This window comes from Dyella flava, assembly GCF_016904955.1.
Classification (GTDB): domain Bacteria; phylum Pseudomonadota; class Gammaproteobacteria; order Xanthomonadales; family Rhodanobacteraceae; genus Dyella_B; species Dyella_B flava.
Map to the genome: position 1 here is coordinate 1 of NZ_JADIKE010000030.1, position 20,915 is coordinate 20,915.

At 61.6% G+C, this 20,915-nt stretch carries 17 protein-coding genes; 10 read left to right on the forward strand and 7 right to left on the reverse strand.

From position 1 onward, the window contains the following. Nucleotides 1-461: 461 nt before the first annotated feature. The 3 genes from ISP19_RS05770 to ISP19_RS05780 all read right to left on the reverse strand — a co-directional run bounded on the left by ISP19_RS05770 (nucleotide 462) and on the right by ISP19_RS05780 (nucleotide 5,358). Entirely contained in the window at nucleotides 462-671 is a 210-nt protein-coding gene (locus ISP19_RS05770; RefSeq protein WP_204680410.1) for a hypothetical protein, read from the reverse strand. 420 nt (nucleotides 672-1,091) lie between these two features. Next, nucleotides 1,092-2,540, reverse strand: coding sequence for a glycoside hydrolase family 125 protein (locus tag ISP19_RS05775; RefSeq protein ID WP_204680411.1), 1,449 nt, complete (start codon nucleotides 2,538-2,540; stop codon nucleotides 1,092-1,094). 148 nt (nucleotides 2,541-2,688) lie between these two features. Beyond that, a complete protein-coding gene (locus tag ISP19_RS05780) occupies nucleotides 2,689-5,358 on the reverse strand; it encodes a beta-mannosidase (protein ID WP_204680412.1) in 2,670 nt (889 codons plus the stop codon). Between the two features lie 499 nt (nucleotides 5,359-5,857). Between ISP19_RS05780 and ISP19_RS05785 the strand changes: the two genes are divergently transcribed. The 4 genes from ISP19_RS05785 (at nucleotide 5,858) to ISP19_RS05800 (ending at nucleotide 9,098) form a co-directional block, all read left to right on the forward strand. Further along, entirely contained in the window at nucleotides 5,858-6,232 is a 375-nt protein-coding gene (locus ISP19_RS05785) for a BlaI/MecI/CopY family transcriptional regulator (protein ID WP_204680413.1), read from the forward strand. Beyond that, nucleotides 6,232-7,773 (forward strand): M56 family metallopeptidase, encoded by a 1,542-nt coding sequence (locus tag ISP19_RS05790; protein ID WP_204680414.1) that lies wholly within the window; start codon nucleotides 6,232-6,234, stop codon nucleotides 7,771-7,773. Before ISP19_RS05785 ends, ISP19_RS05790 begins: the two co-directional genes overlap by 1 nt. A gap of 83 nt (nucleotides 7,774-7,856) precedes the next feature. After that, nucleotides 7,857-8,603, forward strand: a complete 747-nt coding sequence (locus ISP19_RS05795; protein WP_204680415.1) for a dienelactone hydrolase family protein — start codon at nucleotides 7,857-7,859, stop codon at nucleotides 8,601-8,603. Nucleotides 8,604-8,711: 108 nt separating this feature from the next. Next, complete coding sequence (locus tag ISP19_RS05800; protein ID WP_204680416.1) at nucleotides 8,712-9,098, forward strand: hypothetical protein; 387 nt, start codon at nucleotides 8,712-8,714, stop codon at nucleotides 9,096-9,098. 74 nt (nucleotides 9,099-9,172) lie between these two features. Here ISP19_RS05800 and ISP19_RS05805 read toward each other — a convergent pair whose 3' ends face one another. Both ISP19_RS05805 and ISP19_RS05810 read right to left on the reverse strand, forming a co-directional pair. Then, nucleotides 9,173-9,364: a DUF1737 domain-containing protein gene (locus ISP19_RS05805; RefSeq protein ID WP_204680417.1), complete on the reverse strand. Its 192-nt coding sequence runs from the start codon at nucleotides 9,362-9,364 to the stop codon at nucleotides 9,173-9,175. A gap of 65 nt (nucleotides 9,365-9,429) precedes the next feature. Then, nucleotides 9,430-10,044 carry a TetR/AcrR family transcriptional regulator gene (locus ISP19_RS05810; RefSeq protein ID WP_204680418.1) on the reverse strand — a complete coding sequence of 205 codons (615 nt, stop codon included), beginning with the start codon at nucleotides 10,042-10,044 and terminating at the stop codon, nucleotides 9,430-9,432. An 85-nt stretch (nucleotides 10,045-10,129) separates the two neighbouring features. On the opposite strand from ISP19_RS05810, the gene ISP19_RS05815 reads away from it, so the two are divergent. The 6 genes from ISP19_RS05815 to ISP19_RS05840 all read left to right on the forward strand — a co-directional run bounded on the left by ISP19_RS05815 (nucleotide 10,130) and on the right by ISP19_RS05840 (nucleotide 19,898). After that, nucleotides 10,130-11,209, forward strand: a complete 1,080-nt coding sequence (locus tag ISP19_RS05815) for an MBL fold metallo-hydrolase (RefSeq protein WP_204680419.1) — start codon at nucleotides 10,130-10,132, stop codon at nucleotides 11,207-11,209. Nucleotides 11,210-11,370: 161 nt separating this feature from the next. Beyond that, entirely contained in the window at nucleotides 11,371-13,575 is a 2,205-nt protein-coding gene (locus tag ISP19_RS05820) for a sensor domain-containing diguanylate cyclase (RefSeq protein ID WP_204680420.1), read from the forward strand. A gap of 199 nt (nucleotides 13,576-13,774) precedes the next feature. Further along, the gene (locus ISP19_RS05825) at nucleotides 13,775-14,866 is read left to right on the forward strand and encodes an aromatic ring-hydroxylating oxygenase subunit alpha (RefSeq protein ID WP_204680421.1); all 1,092 of its coding nucleotides are present in this window, start codon (nucleotides 13,775-13,777) and stop codon (nucleotides 14,864-14,866) included. A 272-nt stretch (nucleotides 14,867-15,138) separates the two neighbouring features. Next, nucleotides 15,139-15,702, forward strand: a complete 564-nt coding sequence (gene ahpC / locus ISP19_RS05830) for an alkyl hydroperoxide reductase subunit C (RefSeq protein WP_204680422.1) — start codon at nucleotides 15,139-15,141, stop codon at nucleotides 15,700-15,702. 152 nt (nucleotides 15,703-15,854) lie between these two features. Beyond that, complete coding sequence (ahpF, locus tag ISP19_RS05835; protein WP_204680423.1) at nucleotides 15,855-17,441, forward strand: alkyl hydroperoxide reductase subunit F; 1,587 nt, start codon at nucleotides 15,855-15,857, stop codon at nucleotides 17,439-17,441. 144 nt (nucleotides 17,442-17,585) lie between these two features. Then, complete coding sequence (locus ISP19_RS05840; RefSeq protein ID WP_204680424.1) at nucleotides 17,586-19,898, forward strand: FdhF/YdeP family oxidoreductase; 2,313 nt, start codon at nucleotides 17,586-17,588, stop codon at nucleotides 19,896-19,898. Nucleotides 19,899-19,903: 5 nt separating this feature from the next. Here ISP19_RS05840 and ISP19_RS05845 read toward each other — a convergent pair whose 3' ends face one another. Next, nucleotides 19,904-20,269 (reverse strand): cupin domain-containing protein, encoded by a 366-nt coding sequence (locus ISP19_RS05845; protein WP_204680425.1) that lies wholly within the window; start codon nucleotides 20,267-20,269, stop codon nucleotides 19,904-19,906. A gap of 40 nt (nucleotides 20,270-20,309) precedes the next feature. Continuing rightward, nucleotides 20,310-20,855: a hypothetical protein gene (locus ISP19_RS05850; protein WP_204680426.1), complete on the reverse strand. Its 546-nt coding sequence runs from the start codon at nucleotides 20,853-20,855 to the stop codon at nucleotides 20,310-20,312. Nucleotides 20,856-20,915: the final 60 nt, after the last annotated feature.

The window sequence follows — 20,915 nt, forward strand, 5'->3', positions numbered from 1 at the left end:
CGGTGGTGGTGGAGTCGCCGTGCTTGCCGATGTTCGACATTGTTTTTGTTCCCCGATTTGGCGAGGCAAGGCCTCTTGCGCGATCGGTTAAGCAAACAACGTAAGCGCTTGGAAGTCATCCGAAATGGTCTTCCATTGCTGTAGGTGGGCGCCGATTTTTTGTCGGGTCGTTGTGAGAAACCGGGTAGCCACTATTTGCATGCCGGTCGCGGCATTGGCGACTGGATCTAGTTCTGTAACCACCGACGCCCACACCAGGCGCCGGGCATGAAGACGCCTGCTGAAGCTTCATTAGCGGCATGACCTGCGCAGAAACCGCTGGGTCATTACAACTGATCACCTCGCGACCAACCACCTTCCTTCCAAAAAAACCGGCACGCTGTTCCTACGCAACGTGCCGAAAAAGGCGCAGTGTTGGTACCCAATGCACCAATGGCCACCCTCACACGAACACACGTGTCTTATCCACCCCGCGGTGGGGCGAGCGTGTCGACGTATTGACGCAGGAAGTAGAGGGCGGCGCTGAGGCCGTTGTATTGCATCAGGCTAAGCGGCACGCGGCCGCGGTGTTCGCCGATGGGGTCCGACGTGAGCGTGCTGCGTGAGTTCAGCACGTCTTCGATCGCCTGCATGGCGAGCTTGATGCCGGCCCGTTGGGGGGAGTGGAACAACCGCCTTTCCTGATCCGAACTCCGCAAAGGGAGCATGTCGTCGGTTGGCGGGGTGGATGGGGAAGCTCCGGTGCGAACCGAAGGGCACGGCTGTGCCGTATGATTTGGGGAGGCCATCATCAACTCCGTATAAGTTGGTTTTGGTTTAGCGGGTCGTGGGAGTTCCAGCTCTCACGATCCGCGCCTTCAAGCATTGCTGCCTGGGTCATCGACGTTCCGCAGTTCACGAGTGACGTTGATGACGGGGCCATACTAATGAGCGGTGCCACTCCGGCGTGTAGGATTTCTATGACATTTGGTGTGGGCCATGATGCTGTTGGATGCGAAGTGTGTTCTATATCGCAAAGACGCTGGGCCCCGGCCTGCGCCGGGGCGACGGTGATGTGGGCATCTCTGGGTGAGATTGCTGCGCGGGTGATGTCAGCGTAGAGCGCCGGGTCGCAGCAAATCGGGGTGCTGGTGCTGCACGTCCACGATTAATTCACCAAATAGCGAATTGGCCCAGGCAAACCAGCTGCGGGTGAAGTGCGTGGGATTGTCCTGATCGAAGGTTTCGTGCATGAAGCCGCTGCCGGCGTCGGTATCGCGCAGCCACTTCAGGCATTGGCGAATCTGCGCGGGATCGCTGCTGGTTTGCGCGTACATCATGATCGACATCGGCCAGATCATGCGCAGGCCTTCATGGGGGCCGCCGATGCCGTCGGCGGCGCGGCCGTGGAAGAAGTAGGGGTTGTGCGCGCTCCACACGCGGTTACGGGTGTTCTGGTAGAGCGGATCGTTGCGATCGCAGCAGCCGAGGTAGGGCAGGCCGAGCAGGCTGGGGATGTTGGCGTCGTCCATGAAGAGCTGGTTGCCGATGCCGTCGATTTCGTAGGCCCAGAATTCGCGGCCGTCGGCGTCGCGCATGCGGGCGTCGCGGTTGACGGCCTGTTCGACTTCGCTGGCGAGCGCTTCGCAGTCGGCGGCGAAGGCGTCGTCGTGATGGATGGCGCGGCTCATCTGTGCAAGCCGGCGCAGGCTCAACACGGCAAACAGGTTGGCCGGCACGAACAGCGGATAGACGCAAGCATCGTCGGACGGCCGGAACATGGAATGGATCATGCCGTTCGGACGGGTCGGGTTGCCGTAGCCGCCGAGCATCTGTGTTTCGGTGGGTACGTCGGAGGTGCGCTGGAAGTGATATGGCCCGTGGTCGTATTTGCGTTGCTGTTCGCGGAAGGTCTTCAGCACCAGATGCATGGCGGCGCGCCAATCATCGTCGTACGGCGCGGTGTCGCCGGTGGCTTGCCAATAACCGTGGGCGAGGCGGATCGGATAGCACAGCGAATCGATTTCCCATTTGCGCTCGCCGACGCCGGGTTTCATGTCGGTCACGTCATGACGCGCCCAGACCAGCGGCGGCGCATGCGGGTCGGGCATGAAGGCGTTGGCGTAGGGATCGATGCGGATGCAGCGCGCGTGGCGCTGGATCAGGCCGTGGAACAGCCGTTGCAGTTTGGGATCGTTTTTCGCCAGTGGGATGTACGGCACCACTTGCGCGGAAGAATCGCGCAGCCACATGGCGTCGATATCGCCGGTGATGACGAAGGTATCCGGCTTACCGTCGAGCGTGCCGAGTTCAACCGTGGTGTCGAGGGTGTTGGGGTAGCAGTTCTCGAACATCCAGGCGAGCTTGGGATCGCCGATCGCGGCTTTGACGCTGGCGAGTTGGCGTTCGACCGCCTCACTGACGAACTTGCGCTTGGCGAGGGGCGGGCGCTTGCTGATGTAGTTGCTCTGTGCCGAGGCGTTGCGCGGCAGCGCTGCACTGAACACGCTTGCACTGGCGGCGAGGCCAGACCATTTCAGGAAATCACGGCGCGTCGGCATGGTGCAAAGTTTCTCCTGCAATGGGACGTTCGGTCTCGCCGATATCCATCGTAGGCTGGGTTAGCGCAGCGTAACCCAGCAAATAGTGGTTCAAGGCAGGTGGTGGTTTCGTTGGGTTACGCTGCGCTAACCCAACCTACGGTTCGCATTACGGGTTGGTCATGACTTCGGCCAGGTTTTGCACTTGCATTGCGTGCTGTAACTGCTGGAGCGATGCCTTGCTGTGGATGGTCAAGGTGATGGTCTGGCCTGGCAGCAGATTGAACGCGTTATCCGACAGGTCTGCATCCAGTGCGCCGAAGGAAACCCAGACGTCACGTGCGAGTTGGTCGGTGCTGAGGGTTAGCGTGTAGCCATCGGCGCCTGCTTCCAGCTTGGCCTGGATATGCGGTGTCGGCAGTTGCAGGTTCTTGGCATCGTCGAAGAACACCAGATTCCGCGAGACGACCTGGTTGCCATCCAGCAGTTCGAACACGGCGAAGGTCGCGTGCGGATCAGCGCCGTTGAGCAACTGGGCGTCGGTATAGGTCGCGACCTTGTCGCTGCTGAGTGCTGGCACGGCGGCGGTTTCGCTGCGTTCGCTCAGTGTCTTGCCGGCGAAATCCATCACGCGCATGCGCCAGCTCAGGTTCGCCGGAGCGGTGCGGTCCGATACCAGCGACACGGTGGTCTGGCCGTTGCTGCGCAGCGCGGCGATCAACAGTGGCGCATAGAAACGGCGTGCGTGGAATTGCAGGGCTTTCCAGCGGCCGAAGTAATCGATGCTGGCCCAGGATGCGCCGGGCCACACATCGTTGAGCTGCCAATACAGCGAGCCCATAGCCTGCGGGCGCGAGGCGCGCAGATGTTCGGCGGCGAGCTGGATGCCGTGGGCCTGCATCACCTGGCTCAGATAGACAAACGACGAGAAATCCTTCGGCTGGCCGTAGCTGCGCGTGATGTACAGCAGCAGGCGCTTGTTGCCGTTGCCGCTGTCGTATTTCTGGTGCGCACGCATCACCGGCGACTCCGGCTGCATGTCGCCTGGTTCGGCGAAGGCGCGGATGGTGCGCATGTCCGGGAACGATTGCAGGCCGTATTCGGATTGGAAGCGCGGGGTGATGTTGAGGTATTCCTCGACCGGCTTGGCTTCGCCGGACCACACGTTCCAGTAGTGATAGTCGCCGTTATCCAGCACGTTGGCCGGACCTTCGTAATCGGTGCTGGGCGTGCTGGCCCAGTACGGCACGCCGTTGTCGTATTGGGTGACGACGTTGCGCAGCACGTTGCCGAACAGGTTGACCATGCCGGTGACGATGCGCTCGCGCTCATCCGGCGCAATGCCGGCTTTGAACGCTTCGCGATCCGACCAGGATTCCCAGCCGGTCTGCACTTCGTTGTTGCCGCACCAGAGCACGATGCTGGGATGATCGCGCAGGCGCTTCACTTGTTCGATCGCTTCCTGGCGGGTGTTGTCGACAAAGGCGGCATCGCTGGGCGGGATCGCGCCGCCGAACATGAAGTCCTGCCAGACCATGATGCCGAGCCGGTCGGCCATCTCGTAGAACGCATCGGGGAAGTAATAACCGCCTCCCCACAGCCGCACCATGTTCATGTTGGCATCGTGGGCCGATTGCAGGATGTGCTGCATCTGCGCATCGTCCACGCGGGTGGGGAAGCTGTCGAACGGAATCATGTCGGCGCCCTTGGCGAACACCGGGATGCCGTTGACCACGAAGGCGAAGCTGGTGCCCCATGCATCCTTCTCGCGGCGAAGCTCGACGGTACGCAGGCCGATCGCATGCTGGGCGCTGTACAGCTCGCCGCTGTCATCGCGGATGCTGGCTTTGAAGGTGTACATGTCCGGCGCGCCGTAGCCGGCCGGGAACCAACGTTTTGGATGAGCGATGCGCAGCGGCAGGCTGATGGTCTGCTTGCCGCTGTCAACGGTGACATCCTGTTCGACGTGCGCGGCGCTTTGCCCGTCCGGGCCGATCGCATCGACGCTGACGTGCACGGTCTCGCTGGTGTCGGCGTTGATCTCCAGCTGCGCGGCCACTTGTGCCGCTTCGCTGCTCAAGTAGGTTTGCTCGATGTGGAAATCGTCGACGCGCAGCGCGTTCCAGCTATCCAGGTGGACGTGCTGCCAGATGCCTTCGGTGACGATGCGCGGGCCCCAGTCCCAGCCGTATTGATAAGCGGCCTTGCGCACGTAGTTGGCGGTCTGCTTGCCCTTGGGTTCGTCGCCGAAGGCGGAGTCGAACTCGCCGGGCAAGGCATAGGGCTGTTTCAGCAACCAGGGTTGCAGCTTTTCAATCGGCGAATATAGACGCACTTCCAGCGTGTTCTGGCCTGCATGCAACACGCCTTTCACCGGCACCGACCAGCGCCGGAACATGTTGTCGGCGCTGATGACTTTATTGCCGTTGAGATAGACGTCGGCGAAGGTGTCGAGGCCGTCGAACACGAGATCGACATGACCGCGCTGCAAGGTGGCCACGTCGACGGTGAAGCTGGTCTGGTACTGCCAGTTGGACAGGCCGACCCATTGCACCTTGGCTTCGTTGTCGCGATAGAACGGATCGGGCAGCAGCTTGGCGGCGAGCAGGTCGGTTTGCACCGTGCCCGGGATGGTGGCGGTGTGCCAGTGCGTCGCGTCGCGATGATCCTTGGCGTGGGTGTCGCCATCGGCAAGCCGGAAACGCCAGTTACCGTCGAGCGATTGCGAGGTGGTCTGCGCCAGGGCGGTGTTCAGGGCAAGTGGCAGCAACAAGAGCGCGGCGATTTTCAGCGGGCGTAATGGATGGCGTGCGCCGATCAAGCTGATTCGTTCAAGCATGCTGCTGAGCCGTATGGAATGGATGGATGTTGATCGCGTCGTGGCTTGCACAGCCAGGGCGCGCCCCCGAGGATCGATGGCGGACATTTAGATCGATCTATATCGGGCCGACACTAACAGCAGGCATAGGGGATGCGCATGCCGCACTGCAATAGCTCAGCGTGTTGGCCACCAAGGATATCGAGCCGTTGGTCACGGCGCGTCGCGAAAGGCCAGGGCGCCTAGCTGGCGATGATGCGTTCCACTTTTGTGTGGTCACGTTGAGTTGGCATGCAGTCTTATTGCGAGATGCCTCACCGTCGTCCCGGCGAAGGCCGGGACCCAGTGACTTGATGCGGCAAAGACGCTGGGCCCCGGCCTTCGCCGGGGCGACGATCCACAAAAATGTAGAGATACCGCTGAGACCCAAACTTCCTTCCTACTAAAGTCATAGTTGACAACCCGCCCGATCACGCTACCATCTACTAAATCCATAGTAGTTGGCAGGAAGGCCGGTGCGATGAAGATCTCCCTTACTGATCGTGAGGCGGACGTCATGCAGGTGCTGTGGGATCACGGCCCTTCGGTCGTCGCCGAAGTGCGCGAGCGGCTGGACGATAAGCTTGCTTACACCACCGTGCTTACCGTGCTGCGCACGCTGGAAGCCAAAGGCTATGTGGGTCACGACGAAGAAGGCCGTGGCCACCGCTATTTCGCGAGCGTGAAGCAACAGGCGGCGCGCAAGAACGCTCTGCAACATCTGACCGACAAGTTGTTCAAGGGTTCGGCGGAGCTGTTGTTTTCGCATCTGGTCTCGGACCAGAAGCTCAGCCCCGAGCAGATCAAGCGCATGCGCGAATTACTGGCCGAACGATCGGACAAGGAGAAGCCGTAATGCTTGCCATGATGATCTATGTGTTGGTGGTGGGTGTCTTGCTCAGCATCGCGGCACTGATTGCCGAATACGCTGCCAGGCAGCGGGGCGGATCCCGGCGTTGGATATGGATGGTGACGATTGTCGCGTCGATCGCGCTGCCGCTGATTATTCCGTCGGTCACAGTCCAGGTGCCGGAACTGATCAAGCCGACGAACTCACCGCAGTCCATCGCGCTGCGCCAAGCCACCTCGGTAAAGATGCCGCCCGCCTTGCTGGATCTGGGCATGCCGCAACTGGATGCGACGCCACACCGGTTTGACGTGCTGTTTCATCGCATCTGGCTCGGCGCTTCGCTGGCCATGCTGGCGGCGCTGATCCTCAGCGGCGGCTTGTTGTACTCGCGCAAGCGCAGCTGGGCGACCGGCGCGCTTTGCAATACGCCGGTATTTATCGCGCCGGACGTGGGCCCGGCGGTGGTCGGCCTGTTGCGGCCACGCATCGTGGTGCCCGCGTGGCTGTTGCAGGAATCGGCCGCGCGCCAGCAGTTTGTATTGGCGCACGAGCAGTCGCATCTGGATGCGCGCGATCCGCAGATGCTCACCATCGCTCTGTGTCTGCTGCTTGCCATGCCGTGGAACCTGCCGTTGTGGTGGCAGCTGCGTCGTCTGCGCCGCGCGATTGAAGTGGATTGCGATGCGCGTGTCCTGCGCAGCGGACGGGACATGACGGGGTACTGCGAAACGCTGATTCAAGTCGGCCAGAACCAGTCCAGCTATATCGGTGCCGTGGCTGCCATGTCGGAGTCCGGATCGTTTCTTGAGCAGAGGATCAAAATCATGTTGCTGAAACCAGGGAAGTGGGCGCGTCTTTCGGCGCTGGCGATGGTTGTGGTGTCGGTCGGCACGGCGGCATTCGCTGCGCAAGTGACGCCTCCGGATAACACCGGCGCGACGGTGAGCGTAAGCCCTGCGGTGCTCACCAACTATGTGGGCTTCTACAAGTTCATGGGCCCGTATGCGGTGATGTCGATTACGCTGGATGGCTCTCAGCTTTCTGCGCAGCTGACCGGGCAGCGGGCTGTTCCGATCTATCCCAGCAGCAATACCGCGTTCTTCTACAAGGCGGTCAATGCGCATCTGGATTTTGTGGTGGATGCGCAAGGTCATCCTACTGCCCTGGTGTTGCATCAGAATGGTCGAGACGTCACGGCTCCGCGCATCGACGCGGCCGCCGCGCAGCAGATCCAGAACGCACTCGATAAGCGGGTGAGCGCGCAGCAGCCGTTGCCCGATAGCGAACAGGTTCTACAGATCGTGCTCTCGCCCAATGACGACTCGCCGCGCCTGGGCCCGGGGCTTGCAAAGGCGAGACGCGAGCAGCAAGCCGCCATCAGCGCCATGGATGCCAAGCTCGGCCCGGTGACGTCGCACGAGTTCATTGGAGTCAACCCCCAGGGATGGGACAAATATGTGGTGCGCCACGAAAATGGCACGGAGGAAGTGAGTTTTGTGCTCGACTCCGATGGCACCATCGTCGGCGCGTGGCGCAGCCAACAATAAGTACGGCCGGGTCTTCTTGTATATGAGGCCATCCTCATATATGGTGCGGGGCTGTTCTGTTCCCCGCATCTGGAGACCCCGCCATGCCCCGCATCGACGTAAGCATCAAGACCCGTGATGGAAGCTGCCCGGCTTCGCTGTTCACACCGGCCGGCGGCACGGGACCGTGGCCGGGCGTGATTTTGTATATGGATGCGCTGGGCATCCGTCCGGCCATGTGGGAGATGGCGCAGCGCCTGGCCGATGATGGTTATGCGGTGTTGCTGCCAGATCTTTTTTACCGCAGCGGTCCGTACGAAGTGATGGACCCGGCGCAGACCTTCGCCGATCCGGTCAAGCGCGAAAACCTGATGAAGCTGGTCGGCAGCCTCGATCGCGAGCGCACGGTCTCGGATGCCAAAGCCTTCATGGCTTTTCTTGCTTCGCGCTCGGAGGTGAAGGGTGATCGTTTCGGCGCCACCGGTTATTGCATGGGCGGCAAGCTCGCCTTGACCGCAGCGGGCGCTTATCCGGATCGCTTTGCGGCGATCGGTTCGTTCCATGCCGGTGGCTTGGTCACCGACCAGGCTGATAGCCCGCATCGTTTCGTCAAAGGCATCACCGGCCGCGTTTATGTGGCGGGTGCGGACCAGGATTCGCATTTCACCGACGAACAGAAAAAGCAGCTCGAAGCCACCCTGACGGAAGCGAAGGTGGATCACCTGGTGGAAACCTATCCCGGCGCACTGCATGGCTATGCGGTGCCGGATCATCCGGTGTTCAACCCGCAGGCCGCCGAACGCCATTGGCAGGCTTTGTCGAAACTGTTTGGCGAAAAGTTGGTTGCATGAAGCGCGCCTAACCAGGCCCAAGCCCCAGGCCGGTCTGGTCACAGCCATTTCAGGTTTCGCAGCAGACGATGGCTCCGCACTCCCACCCATCACCAGGAGGGTTCGCCCATGAAAAGCATGGCAAGTCTCGGTCTCGCAGCGGTTGTAGCCATGTTGCTTGCAGTGGCTGCACCGCGTGCAGAAGCGCAAGTGGCAGTTGGCGTAAACATCGGCCCGGCGCCGATTTGTCCGTACGGCTATTTCGATTACGCGCCTTACGCGTGTGCGCCGTATGGCTATTACGGTCCGGAATGGTTTGCCGGCGGCGTGTTTATCGGTGCGGGCCCGTGGTATCGCGGCCCGGCGCATTTCCGTGGCCACGTCGACAATCGCTTTGATGCGCGTGGCGGTTATCACGGGCCGTACCCGCAGCATGGCGAGGCGCCGGCACCGCATCCGGGCGGTTCGTTCCACGGCAACGAAATGCGCGATGGACGCGGCAACGTCGTGCATTGATGTCGTCTGCGTGATGTAAGCAAAGGGACCTGTGTTGCGCACAGGTCCCTTTTTTCTTGGCGCGTCGGCAGACGTCAGGACCCTTGTTCGGGCCAGACGATCGCTTGCGCGACCACGACATGCTCGCCGTTGAAGGTCGCGGCAGGCGATCCATACAGCTGATAGCCCAGATCCAGCGCTTCGGAGACACGACGACAAAATGCAGCATCATCCTTGCCGGTCAGCAGGCGATAACGCGGCAGGCCGTCAGGCGGTGACTTCGACATGGGAGTGTCCTGATGGGAAAGATCGCGGGCAGTGCATTCGGTACGCGGCAAGCCCGGATATTTGATCAGCTGTAGTACGCCAGGAACATATCCACCGTCGATTCGGCCACTTGCTTCTGCATGGCGGCGTCCAGCGGCGGCTGGCCCAGCATGATCTGCGGCCAGAGTCCAAAACCCTTGATCAGTGCCTGCAACTGCTGCGAGGCGAAGACGGGGTCGCTTACCTTCAGGCGTCCCGCCGCCGCGGCGGCACGAATCCATGCGGTGAGACCTGCTTCGCGCGCGCTCATGCGCATCATCATCTCGCGCGCTCGCTCAGGCGAATGAATACCGGCGGCGATTGCCACGCGGGCCAGCGATACAAAGGCTTCGTCGTTGATCAGGCGAAACTTTTGCATGGCGAGCGCCAGCAACTGGTCGCGCAGCGGGCGATCGGCGCGGTAAGCGAGGTCCTCGCCTCCGCCCACGGCTTCCCAAAGCTGATGCAGGATTTCCGCGAACAACACTTCTTTGCTGGGAAAGTGGTTGTAGACCGTGCGCTTGGAGGTGCCGGCACGGGCAGCGATCCGGTCCATGCTGGTGGCTTCGTAGCCACTGGCGCGGAATTCATCGATGGCGGCCTCGATGATCGCGCTGCGCTTGCGGTCGGTCAGGCGAAGGGGCTTGGAAAGCTCGGACATGCCTCGATTTTACACTGACGGTTTACTTTTGAACGAAAGAAACTACACTGTGTAGTTTACAAAGATGCCCCCTCCGGAGGCCGTCATGTTCGCCCGCCGCTCCAAGCTGCCCCGGTCATCGATGGCCGACCCCTATCAGGCCTCGCCGCAGCGCCACGGCGACCGGTTCCAGAATCCCGCGCAGCGTCCGGTGCAGAGCCTGGGCAAGACCCTCGGCATTATCTGGAACGCGCTTTTCCACAAGCCCGCTCAAACCCGGCCTACGGGGTCGCTACCGGTACAAGCGATCACCCGCGCGCAACTGGACGCCGCGCCGGATCGCAGCCTGTTCCGGCTTGGCCACTCCACCATGCTGATCAAGCTGCGTGGCGCCTACTGGCTTACCGATCCGGTGTTTGCCGAGCGCGCCTCGCCGTTCCGCTGGATGGGCCCCAAGCGCTTCCATCAACCCCCGATGGCCTTGCATGAGCTGCCGCCGATCCGCGGGGTGATCCTGTCGCACGATCATTACGACCACCTCGACCGCGACACGATCGCCTACCTGGCTGACACTACGGATCTGTTTCTGACGCCATTGGGCGTCGGCGACCGCCTGATCGAGTGGGGCGTGGCAGCGGCGAAGGTGCATCAATTGGACTGGTGGGACAGCATCGAGATCGACGGCCTGCGCATGACCGCCACGCCGGCCCAGCACTTTTCCGGCCGCACACCGTTTGATGGCAACCGTACTCTGTGGGCGTCGTGGGTGATCGCCGATGCGGAGCTGCGCGTGTTCTTCAGCGGCGACACCGGCTATTTCGATGGCTTCAAGACCATCGGCGAACGGCTGGGACCGTTCGATATCACGCTGATGGAAACCGGCGCCTACGATGCACAGTGGCCGTATGTGCACATGCAGCCGGAACAGACCGTGCAGGCGCATATCGATCTAGAAGGCCGTTGGCTGATGCCGATCCACAACGGCACGTTCGACCTGGCCATGCATGCCTGGCAGGAACCGTTCGAACGCGTCCTCGCGCTGGCCGCCGAACGCAGCATTCCCTTGGCCACGCCACGGATGGGCGAACGGCTGGATCTGGCCGCACCGCGCGCCGGCGAGCGCTGGTGGCAAAACGCCGAAGCGGTCACGCATACCGAGTGGGGAAGCGCGCCCCTGCTGAAATAAGTGTCAGAAAAATGACGTAGCGCATCAGCCGATGCTGTTGTATCTATAAGTCAGGCGCTTGCCACGGCGCCTGGCGTGCTATTGGCAGGAGTCTTGCTTAGCTGGGCCTGTGGAGACGCTACGTACTGCGTCAGCTCGGGTCTGGACTCAGGGGTCTCAAAATGCCGTTCCGGCGCTATCCGGAAATCGTGTGGCAATGCATCGGCCTGTTCGTGCTGACGGGCGGCTTGTCGTTGTATTCGATCAGCCTGGCGCGCGCGACCCATACGCCAACCTCGTTGTGGCTGGTCGACGGCGTCATGGTCGGCGTGCTCACGCGCAGGCCGCTGGTCCAGGCGCGGTCGCTGCTGCTCGCCGGTTTTCTTGGCTTCGTAGTGGCCAAGCAAATCCTTGGCGATCCTTTTCTCTCCTCGTTGTTGCTCGGCATGGTCAACATGCTGGAAGCATTGATGGTCAGCGTGGCGATCCGCAGCCGCTTTCCCAGGATCACTTCCTCAACGCGCTTTCTGGAGGTGGCGCGGGTGGGGCTGATCAGTGCCTTGATCGCCTGTGGCTTGTGCACCTTCGGCACGGCCCTGGTGCTGCATTTCTGGCCGATGCGCGAATTCCTTTACAGCTTCAACACGCTGTTCCGCTCGCATTTCCTGGGCATGGTGATCGCCGGCAGCACCTCGTTGATCGTGGTGACCAGGGACTGGCGGCTGTCCGAACCGGGCGGTCGGCCGTGGCGGTTGATCCGGGATTTGCTGCTGCTGGCGGTCATCACCGTCGCGGTGTTTTCCGCGAAGCGCTTCCCGCTGCTGTTCATGGTCTACCCGCCGTTGTTGTTGCTGGTGTTTCGCCATCGCTTCGCCGGCCTGGTCATCGGCATGGCGATCATTGCCTTGATCACCACGGGTGCCACGATGCTGGATGTCGGGCCCTTCAACATGGTCGCGGGCGCCACGGCGGATCTGCGGGTGATGATGGCGCAGGTGTTTATCGGCGTGTCCTGCCTGGTCGCCTTGCCGGTGGTGCTGGCGCTGGCCGAGCAGGACCGCTTGCAGGCGCGCGCGCGCGACAGCGAGCTGCGCTATCGCATGCTGGCGGACAACAGCGGTGACCTGGTGATGCGCATCCAGTCCAACGGCGATCGTCAGTATGTGTCGCCGTCGGTCAAGGAACTGCTCGGTTGGGAGGTGGAAGACTTCATGGTGCCGCGGCCGGACCTGATCCATCCGGACGACCGTGAGCGCATCGCGGACGTCGTCAGGAGCTTGCGCACCCACGGCGGCACGGTCACGGCGACTTATCGGCTGCAGCACAAGGATGGCCATTACCTGTGGATCGAGGCATTCGCGCGGCTGGTCGCCAGCCCCGACAGCGATGGCAGCATGGACATCATCTACACCGGGCGCGACGTCACCCAGCGCGTGCTGGCCGAGCAGGCGCTGGTGGAAAGCCAGAACCACCTGCGCACCATTGCCGACAACGTGCCGGCGGTGATTGCACGCTTCGACATGTCCGAGCGCTATACCTACGTCAATCGCTTCGTCGAGCAGGTGTCGGGAGAAATTCCGGCGCAGATGGTCGGCAGGACGATGAAGGAAGTGCGCGGTGAGCTGATCTACGAACGGCTCAAGCCTTATCTCAAGCGTGCCTATGCCGGCGAGTCGGTGATGTTCGAATACGAGGCCAGCTACCGCGGGCGTCTGCTGCAATTCCAGGCGCACTACGTGCCGGACCGGGACGCCGAGGGGCGCATCCGGGGCTTGTACGCGCTCACCACCGAAATCACCCACATCAAGAATGTCGAGCGGGAATTGCTGCGCCTGGCGCACCAGGACTCGTTGACGGGCCTGTCGAACCGCCGCTATTTCAACGAACGCGTGTCGTCCGTGCTGCGTCAGGCAGCCCAATTGGACAAGCCGGTGCTGCTGGCCCTGGTGGATATCGACAACTTCAAATCCATCAACGATTCCTATGGCCACGCCACCGGCGATCTGGTGCTGGCCGAAGTAGGTCAGTGCCTGCAGCGGATGGTGCGGGAAGGTGAAGTGGTCGCGCGCATCGGCGGCGATGAATTCGTGGTGCTGTGCGACAACATCATCGACGAAAACAGCGCCAAAGCCTTCGTGCATTCTTTATGGGAGCGCCTGCATATGGCCGTTGCCGTGGGCGCCGGCAATGTGGAGGTGCGCATGAGCATCGGCGCCGTAATCTGCAAAGGCAACGTGTCGGACGATGTGCTGATGAAACTGGCCGATGAAGCCTTGTACATGGCCAAGGCGGCGGGCAGGGATACTTACCAGCTGCTGATCAGAACGCTACAAGGCAGTGAGTCTGTGGAACGCAGCGTGCTGCAGCCGGGGCGGGTCGAATCCTGAAAAACTGCGAGGAAGGTGCCGATGGAGCCGGCCGTGTTGGCAGGCTTGATGATGTTCGCAATAAATGTGCATGCGACGGACGCCAGGCCGGTGGATCGTGTTTTCACGGCAACCGGGAATATCACCGGCGATGGCTCCGCCCCTACCCATCGGCGCCCTTTCGCGGAATACTCGGCCATCATCGCTGTGAGATTGCGTCATGACCGAGCTGCTTTCCGCCGACACCCTCAGCCCGCAACAGCTCGATCATGCATTGACCCTGCCTGCGCGTTTCTACACCGATGCGCGTATGCCGGCGCTGGATGCCGCGGCGATCTTCGCGCGCAGCTGGCAGCTGGTCTGCCACCAATCGCAATTGGCCGGCGTGGGCGATCACGTGGTGACCGAGATCGCGGGGCTGCCCTTGCTGGTCGTGCGCAGCGACGAAGCGGCGATTCGCGCCTTCCACAACGTATGTCGGCATCGCGCCGGGCCGATCGCCAGCTGCGACGGCAAGGGCGCGCAGAACCTGCGTTGCCGTTATCACGGCTGGACCTACGGTCTGGATGGCGTGTTGCGTGGCGCGCCGGAAATGGGCCGGACCCCGGATTTCAATCCGGCGGATATCCGGTTGCCTGAAGTCCGCGTGCACGTCTGGCAGGGATTGGTGTTTGTCGCGATCGGTGCCGCGCCGCCGTTCGGTGCGTTTGTGGCCGGCATCGATGCGCGCCTTGGTCCGCAGCGCTCGCTGCACGGCTATGAATTCCATCATCGCGTCAGTTACAACGTCGCCTGCAACTGGAAGGTCTACGTGGACAACTACCTGGAGGGTTACCACGTACCGCACATCCATCCCGGCTTGAACAGCCTGCTCGATTACCGCAGCTACATCACCGAAACGGCCGAATGGTATTCCTACCAGTACAGCCCGCTGGAAAGTGCGTCCGATCTCTACGGCAGCGGCGAGGCGCTGTATTACTTCCTGTATCCGAACGCGATGCTCAACATCCTGCCCGGGCGCTTGCAGACCAATCGCGTGCTGCCGGTGGGGGTGGATCGCTGCCGGGTCGAATTCGATTTCTACTACGCGCCCGATAGCAGTAACGAAGCCCAGGCACGGCGTGCGAAAGACATCCAATTCAGCGATGAAGTGCAGGACGAGGATGTAACCATTTGCGAAGACGTGCAGCGTGGACTGGCTTCCGGATCGTATGAGGCCGGCCGCTTGAATCCGCTGCGCGAGAACGCCGTGCACCACTTCCACGAAATCATTCGCCGCGCCTATCGCGAGTCGCTCGCCGCCTCGACGTGAAGGCATCCGGCTTTCGTGGCCGGTGTGTAACGGGTAGATGACTTGAATCAGGTCGCGCATGGCGGCCGCGGCCGGCCAATCGGCGCGTCCGCGCCGCAGAAAATTCTTTGAAATCAAACGCGTGTCATCCATTGCGCGCTGCCACGGGGTGTGACCGCCGTCTTACTTTCGATAGGCCTGGCCAATGAAAGCCATCCTGTCTATCAATTGGCTCTTTCACGCCAAACACTCTAATCTTCGTGGCTTCATTCACAACAGCACGGAAGATATAGATGTCGCTGATCAACACCGAAATCAAACCGTTCAAGGCCACCGCTTACAAGGACGGCAAGTTCATTGAAGTCACCGATGCCGCATTGAAGGGCAAGTGGTCCGTAGTAGTGTTCTACCCGGCTGATTTCACCTTCGTTTGCCCGACCGAACTGGAAGATCTCGCCGATCATTACGCCGAATTCCAGAAGCTGGGCGTTGAGATCTACGGCGTCTCCACCGACACGCACTTCTCGCACAAGGCGTGGCACGACACCTCCGATGCGATCAAGAAGGTCAAGTACCCGCTGGTCGGCGACCCGACCGGCACGATCACCCGCAACTTCGACGTGATGATCGAAGAAGAGGGCCTCGCCCTGCGCGGCACCTTCGTGATCAATCCGGAAGGCCAGATCAAGCTGTGCGAAATCCACGACAACGGCATCGGCCGTGACGCCAGCGAACTGCTGCGCAAGGTGAAGGCCGCTCAGTACGTCGCCTCCCACCCGGGTGAAGTGTGCCCGGCCAAGTGGAAGGAAGGCGCCTCCACGCTGAAGCCGTCGCTTGAGCTGGTCGGCAAGATCTAAGTTTTTCTGCTTCGCTTTGCGGTTCTATCCCCTGCGGAACCGCCGGGCCCGCCGCCCCCTCCGGCGGGCCCCCCTTATTCCGAGTCGTCGCCCATTCGCCGTGTGCGGGTGCGGCGGCGCTCACCTAAAAACATCCCAAGGAGCCATCACGTATGTTGGATAACGACCTGAAAACCCAGCTCAAGGCCTACCTCGAGAAGGTGGTCCATCCGATCGAACTGGTGGCCTCTCTCGACAGTGGCGACGCCGCGCAGGAAATGCTGGCCTTGCTGCAGGACATCCAATCGCTGTCCGAGCGCATTTCGCTGCGCCTCAACGGCGACGATGCGCGCAAGCCCTCGTTCGCGATCAACCGCATCGGCACCGATGTCGGCGTGCGCTTCGCCGGCATTCCGATGGGACACGAATTCACCTCGCTGGTGCTGGCGCTGCTGCAGGTCGGCGGTCATCCGCCCAAGGTAGAACAGGAAGTGATCGACCAAGTGCGCCATCTCGAAGGCGAATACGTGTTCGAAACCTTCATGTCGCTGTCCTGCCATAGCTGCCCCGATACGGTGCAGGCGCTCAACCTGATGAGCGTGCTCAATCCCAACATCAAGCACGTGGCGATCGATGGCGCGCTGTTTCAGGACGAAGTGGAGCAGCGTCAGGTGATGGCCGTACCCACCGTCTTTCTCAACGGCGAACCGTTCGACCAGGGCCGCATGTCGATCGAACAGATCGCCGCCCGCCTCGACAGCGGCGCTGTCCAGCGTGCCGCGGACAAGATCAAGACCAAGGCCGCGTTCGACGTACTGGTGGTCGGCGGTGGTCCGGCCGGCGCGGCGGCAGCGATCTATGCCGCACGCAAAGGCATCCGCACCGGCATGGCCGCGGAGCGCTTCGGCGGCCAGGTGCTGGATACGATGTCGATCGAGAACTTCATCTCGGTCCCCTACACCGAAGGTCCGAAGCTGGTGACCGCGCTGGAGCAACATGTACACGAATACGACGTGGACATCATGAACCTGCAGCGCGCCGAGCAGCTGATACCGGCCGCTGAGCCGGGCGGCTTGATCGAAGTGAAGCTGGCCAATGGCGCTTCGCTGAAAGCGAAATCCGTGGTGCTCTCCACTGGTGCACGCTGGCGCAACATCAACGTGCCCGGCGAGCACGACTATCGCAACAAGGGCGTTACCTACTGCCCGCACTGCGACGGTCCGCTGTTCAAGGGCAAGCGCGTTGCGGTGATCGGCGGCGGCAACTCTGGCGTGGAAGCGGCGATCGATCTGGCCGGCATCGTCGGTCATGTCACCTTGCTGGAATTCGACGGCAAGCTGCGCGCGGACGAAGTGTTGCAGCGCAAGTTGCGCAGCCTGCATAACGTCAGCGTGATTGTCCGCGCACAAACCACCGAAGTGCTCGGCGACGGCCAGAAAGTCACCGGCCTGACATATACCGACCGCAGCAGCGGCGCCAGCCATCGCGTGGAGCTGGAAGGCGTCTTCGTGCAGATCGGCCTGCTGCCGAACACCGAATGGCTGAAAGGCACGGTGAAGCTGTCACCGCACGGCGAGATCGAAGTCGATGCGCGCGGTGAAACGTCGGTGCACGGGGTGTTTGCCGCCGGCGACGTGACGACCGTGCCGTACAAGCAGATCGTGATCGCGATGGGTGAAGGCGCGAAGGCGTCGCTCAGCGCGTTCGACTACCTGATCCGCCTGCCAGTCGAAGAAAAAGAAGAAGCCATCGCTGCGTAACCAGGCAGCGACGCAGCGGCTTGTCCTGGATCGAATCCGGGGCAAGCTCGGCGCGGAGCGGCAGCCAGTCCGTAACGCCGGGTAAACCTCTAGCCCTGCATGAAGGTGTAGCCTACTTGTCTCGATTCAGGCAGGAGCCTCGCCATGAGTGACAAGCGCGACATCGAAGGTGTCAGCACCTACGAAGGCCCCGCCGGTGGATGGGGTGCGCTGGGTGCGGTAGCGAAAGCGCTGAGCGGGCAGATGGCGATCGGCCGCGAGAGCCTGGCATTGCGCCGCATGAATCAGCCGGAAGGTTTCGATTGCCCCGGTTGCGCGTGGCCTGATCCGAAGCACACCAGCTCATTCGAGTTTTGCGAAAACGGCGCCAAGGCGGTGTCGTGGGAAGCGACGGGCAAGCGCGTGCGTCCGGAATTTTTCGCCGCCAATCCTGTGTCGTCGCTGTGGCAATTGAGCGACTATGCCTTGGAAGGTCTTGGTCGGCTCACGCACCCCTTGGCGTACGACGCGGCGACCGACACCTACGTCGCCATCGAGTGGGATGAAGCCATGCGCCGGATCGGCGCGGCGCTCAATGCGCTGCCGCATCCGGATGCCGCCGAGTTCTACACCTCCGGACGTGCTTCCAACGAAGCGGCGTTTCTGTATCAGGTGTTCGTGCGCGAATTCGGTTCGAACAATTTTCCCGATTGCTCGAACATGTGCCACGAGGCGACCAGTGTCGGCCTGCCGCAATCCATCGGCGTCGGTAAAGGTACGGTGACGCTGGAGGATTTCGATCACTGCGATGCGCTGTTCTGCATCGGCCACAACCCCGGCACCAACCATCCGCGCATGCTGGCGACGCTGCGTGAAGTGTCCAAGCGCGGCGTGCCGATCGTGGCGATCAATCCGCTGCCCGAGCGCGGACTGGAACGTTTCACCTCGCCGCAGGATCCGGTCGAGATGGTGGCCGGCCGCGCCACGCCGCTGGCGTCCACGTATTACAAGATCAAATGCGGCGGCGACACTGCCATGCTCAAGGGCATGATGAAGTGGTTGCTGGAGCTGGATGCCAGCGACCTTTCGCACGGCGGCAAGGGCCTGCTGGATCGCGCCTTCATTGCCGAGCATACGGTGGGTGTGGAGGCGTTGATCGCCGACCTGCAGGCCACCAGCTGGGATGCGATCACCGCGAAATCGGGCTTGTCGCGCGATGAAATCATTCATCTGGCGGAGATCTACGCCAAGGCCGAGCGCGTGATCATCTGCTACGGCATGGGCATCACCCAGCACTCGCATGGCACGCAGAACGTGCATCAGCTCGCCAATCTGCTGCTGTTGCGCGGAAACATGGGCAAGCCGGGTGCCGGCATCTGTCCGTTGCGCGGGCATTCCAATGTGCAAGGCAATCGCACCGTCGGCATTACCGAGAAGCCGGACGACAATCTCGTTCAAGGCATCGAGAAGGCCTTCGGCTTCACCTTCCCCAAGAAGCACGGTCATGACGCGGTGGCCGCGATCAGGGCGATTCGCGATGGTCAATCCAAGGCGCTGATCTGCCTGGGCGGCAATCTGGCGGTGGCGATGTCCGATCCGGATGCGACCTTCGCGGCGATGCGCAAGCTGGACCTGGCGGTGCATATCGCCACCAAGCTCAACCGTTCGCATCTGATTCTGGCCAAGCAATCGTTCATCCTGCCGTGCCTCGGGCGCACCGAGCTGGATCTGCAGGCCACAGGCGCACAGTCGGTTACCGTGGAAGATTCGATGTCGATGGTGCACGCCTCGGAAGGCAGCCTTGAGCCTGCATCGGAGCATTTGCGTTCCGAGCCGTGGATCGTCGCCCACATGGCCAAGGCCACGCTGCCCAACACGCGCGTGGATTGGGATGGGCTGGTCGCCAACTACGACCGCATCCGCGAAAAAATCGAGGTGGTGTATCCCGCCTTCGCCAACTACAACGAGCAGATTCGTCAGCCCGGCGGATTTCGCCTGTTTATCGGCGCTTCCGAACGTAAATGGCTGACCCCCGATGGCAAGGCCCATTTCCTGATCGGCCGGGGCCTGGATGAAGATCCGCTGCTGAACACCGAGCACCTGACCCTCACCACCATCCGTTCGCACGACCAGTACAACACCACCATCTATAGCCTCAACGACCGTTATCGCGGCATCACGGGGCGGCGTGACGTGGTGTTTATCAATGCGGCGGATCTGGCGACTTACGGTTTGCGCCACGGCGACCGCATCGACGTCGAAGTGGTGGGGCCGACGGCTAATCGCGATGACGGACAGGTACGCGCCGTGCGTGGTTTCACCGCGGTCGAATATCCGATCGCGCAAGGCACTGTGGCGATGTATTACCCCGAAGGCAACGGCCTGGTCAGCCTGGACAGCCACGATGAGCAATCGGGCACGCCATGCTACAAGTCGATTCCGGTGGCATTGAAAGCATCAGGGGCCCGGGCCGCCTGATGCTTTCAGGAAAGCTGTTCTGCCAGGCTGCGCGTCAAGGGCGTGATCTCATCGCCGGTGTGCTTGGTTGATGCAGGCTCGATCAGCAGCAGCCAGCATTCTTCGTCGGCGACCGGATTGTGGCGCACGCCTTTGGGAATGGTGAGGGTATCGCCCTCGCGCAAGTGAACGACGCCATCTTCCAGTTCCATGCGCAGCTCGCCTTTGACGATATGAAACAGTTCGTCTTCAAGGTCATGCGCATGCCAGACCAGTTGACCTTTGACCTTGGCGACCTTGAGCAGCTGATCGTTGACCTTGCCGATGACTTTCGGCGACCAGTATTCGGTCACGCGGTCAAAGGCGGAAAGCAGGTTTTGTGCGACGAGCATGGCAGACCTCGATAAGCTTGCCGGGGGTACGCAAGCGCGGTTACGGACTTGGCACCTTCAAGCCGTGCCGCTTGAGCACGTCATTCATCGCGGCCTGCATTTTCTCCGCGCTGGAGGCCATGCCTTGCATCATGGCGCGCTGCGTATCCGGGCTGGCCATCGTATGCTGAAACTTGATCAGTACGGGATCGGTCAACAACGCATCCAGATGTTGCAGTTCCTGCACGGAAAGCTGACTGAGCGATTGCTCCATCGCCGCGGTGATGCTGCTGTCGGGTCCAAACAGCACTTCGGTCATCGCCGCCGCCGTTTCGGTGCGCACCGCGGTCCAGGTATCGGCCGGTACGTTGGGATTGGCCGTTTTGGCCGGCGCCAGCATATTGTCCAGCAGCGGCGAATCCGGCGTGAAAACGGTATTCCTCATCGAATCGATCGTCACCTTTTGAATCAGCGCCTGCTTGCTGGTATCGGTGGCGTTGGCAGCGAACGAGAAGCCGGCCGCGCCGGCAAGCAGCATGAAGGAAGCTTTCAGCAGCAGGTGACGATATCTCGCTGAAGTCGTGCGTGGGGTGAGCGAACGTTGCATGGTATGGATCCCCTGTGGATTCAATATGTAACAAGCGCGGATTCAACATATTCCAAGCCC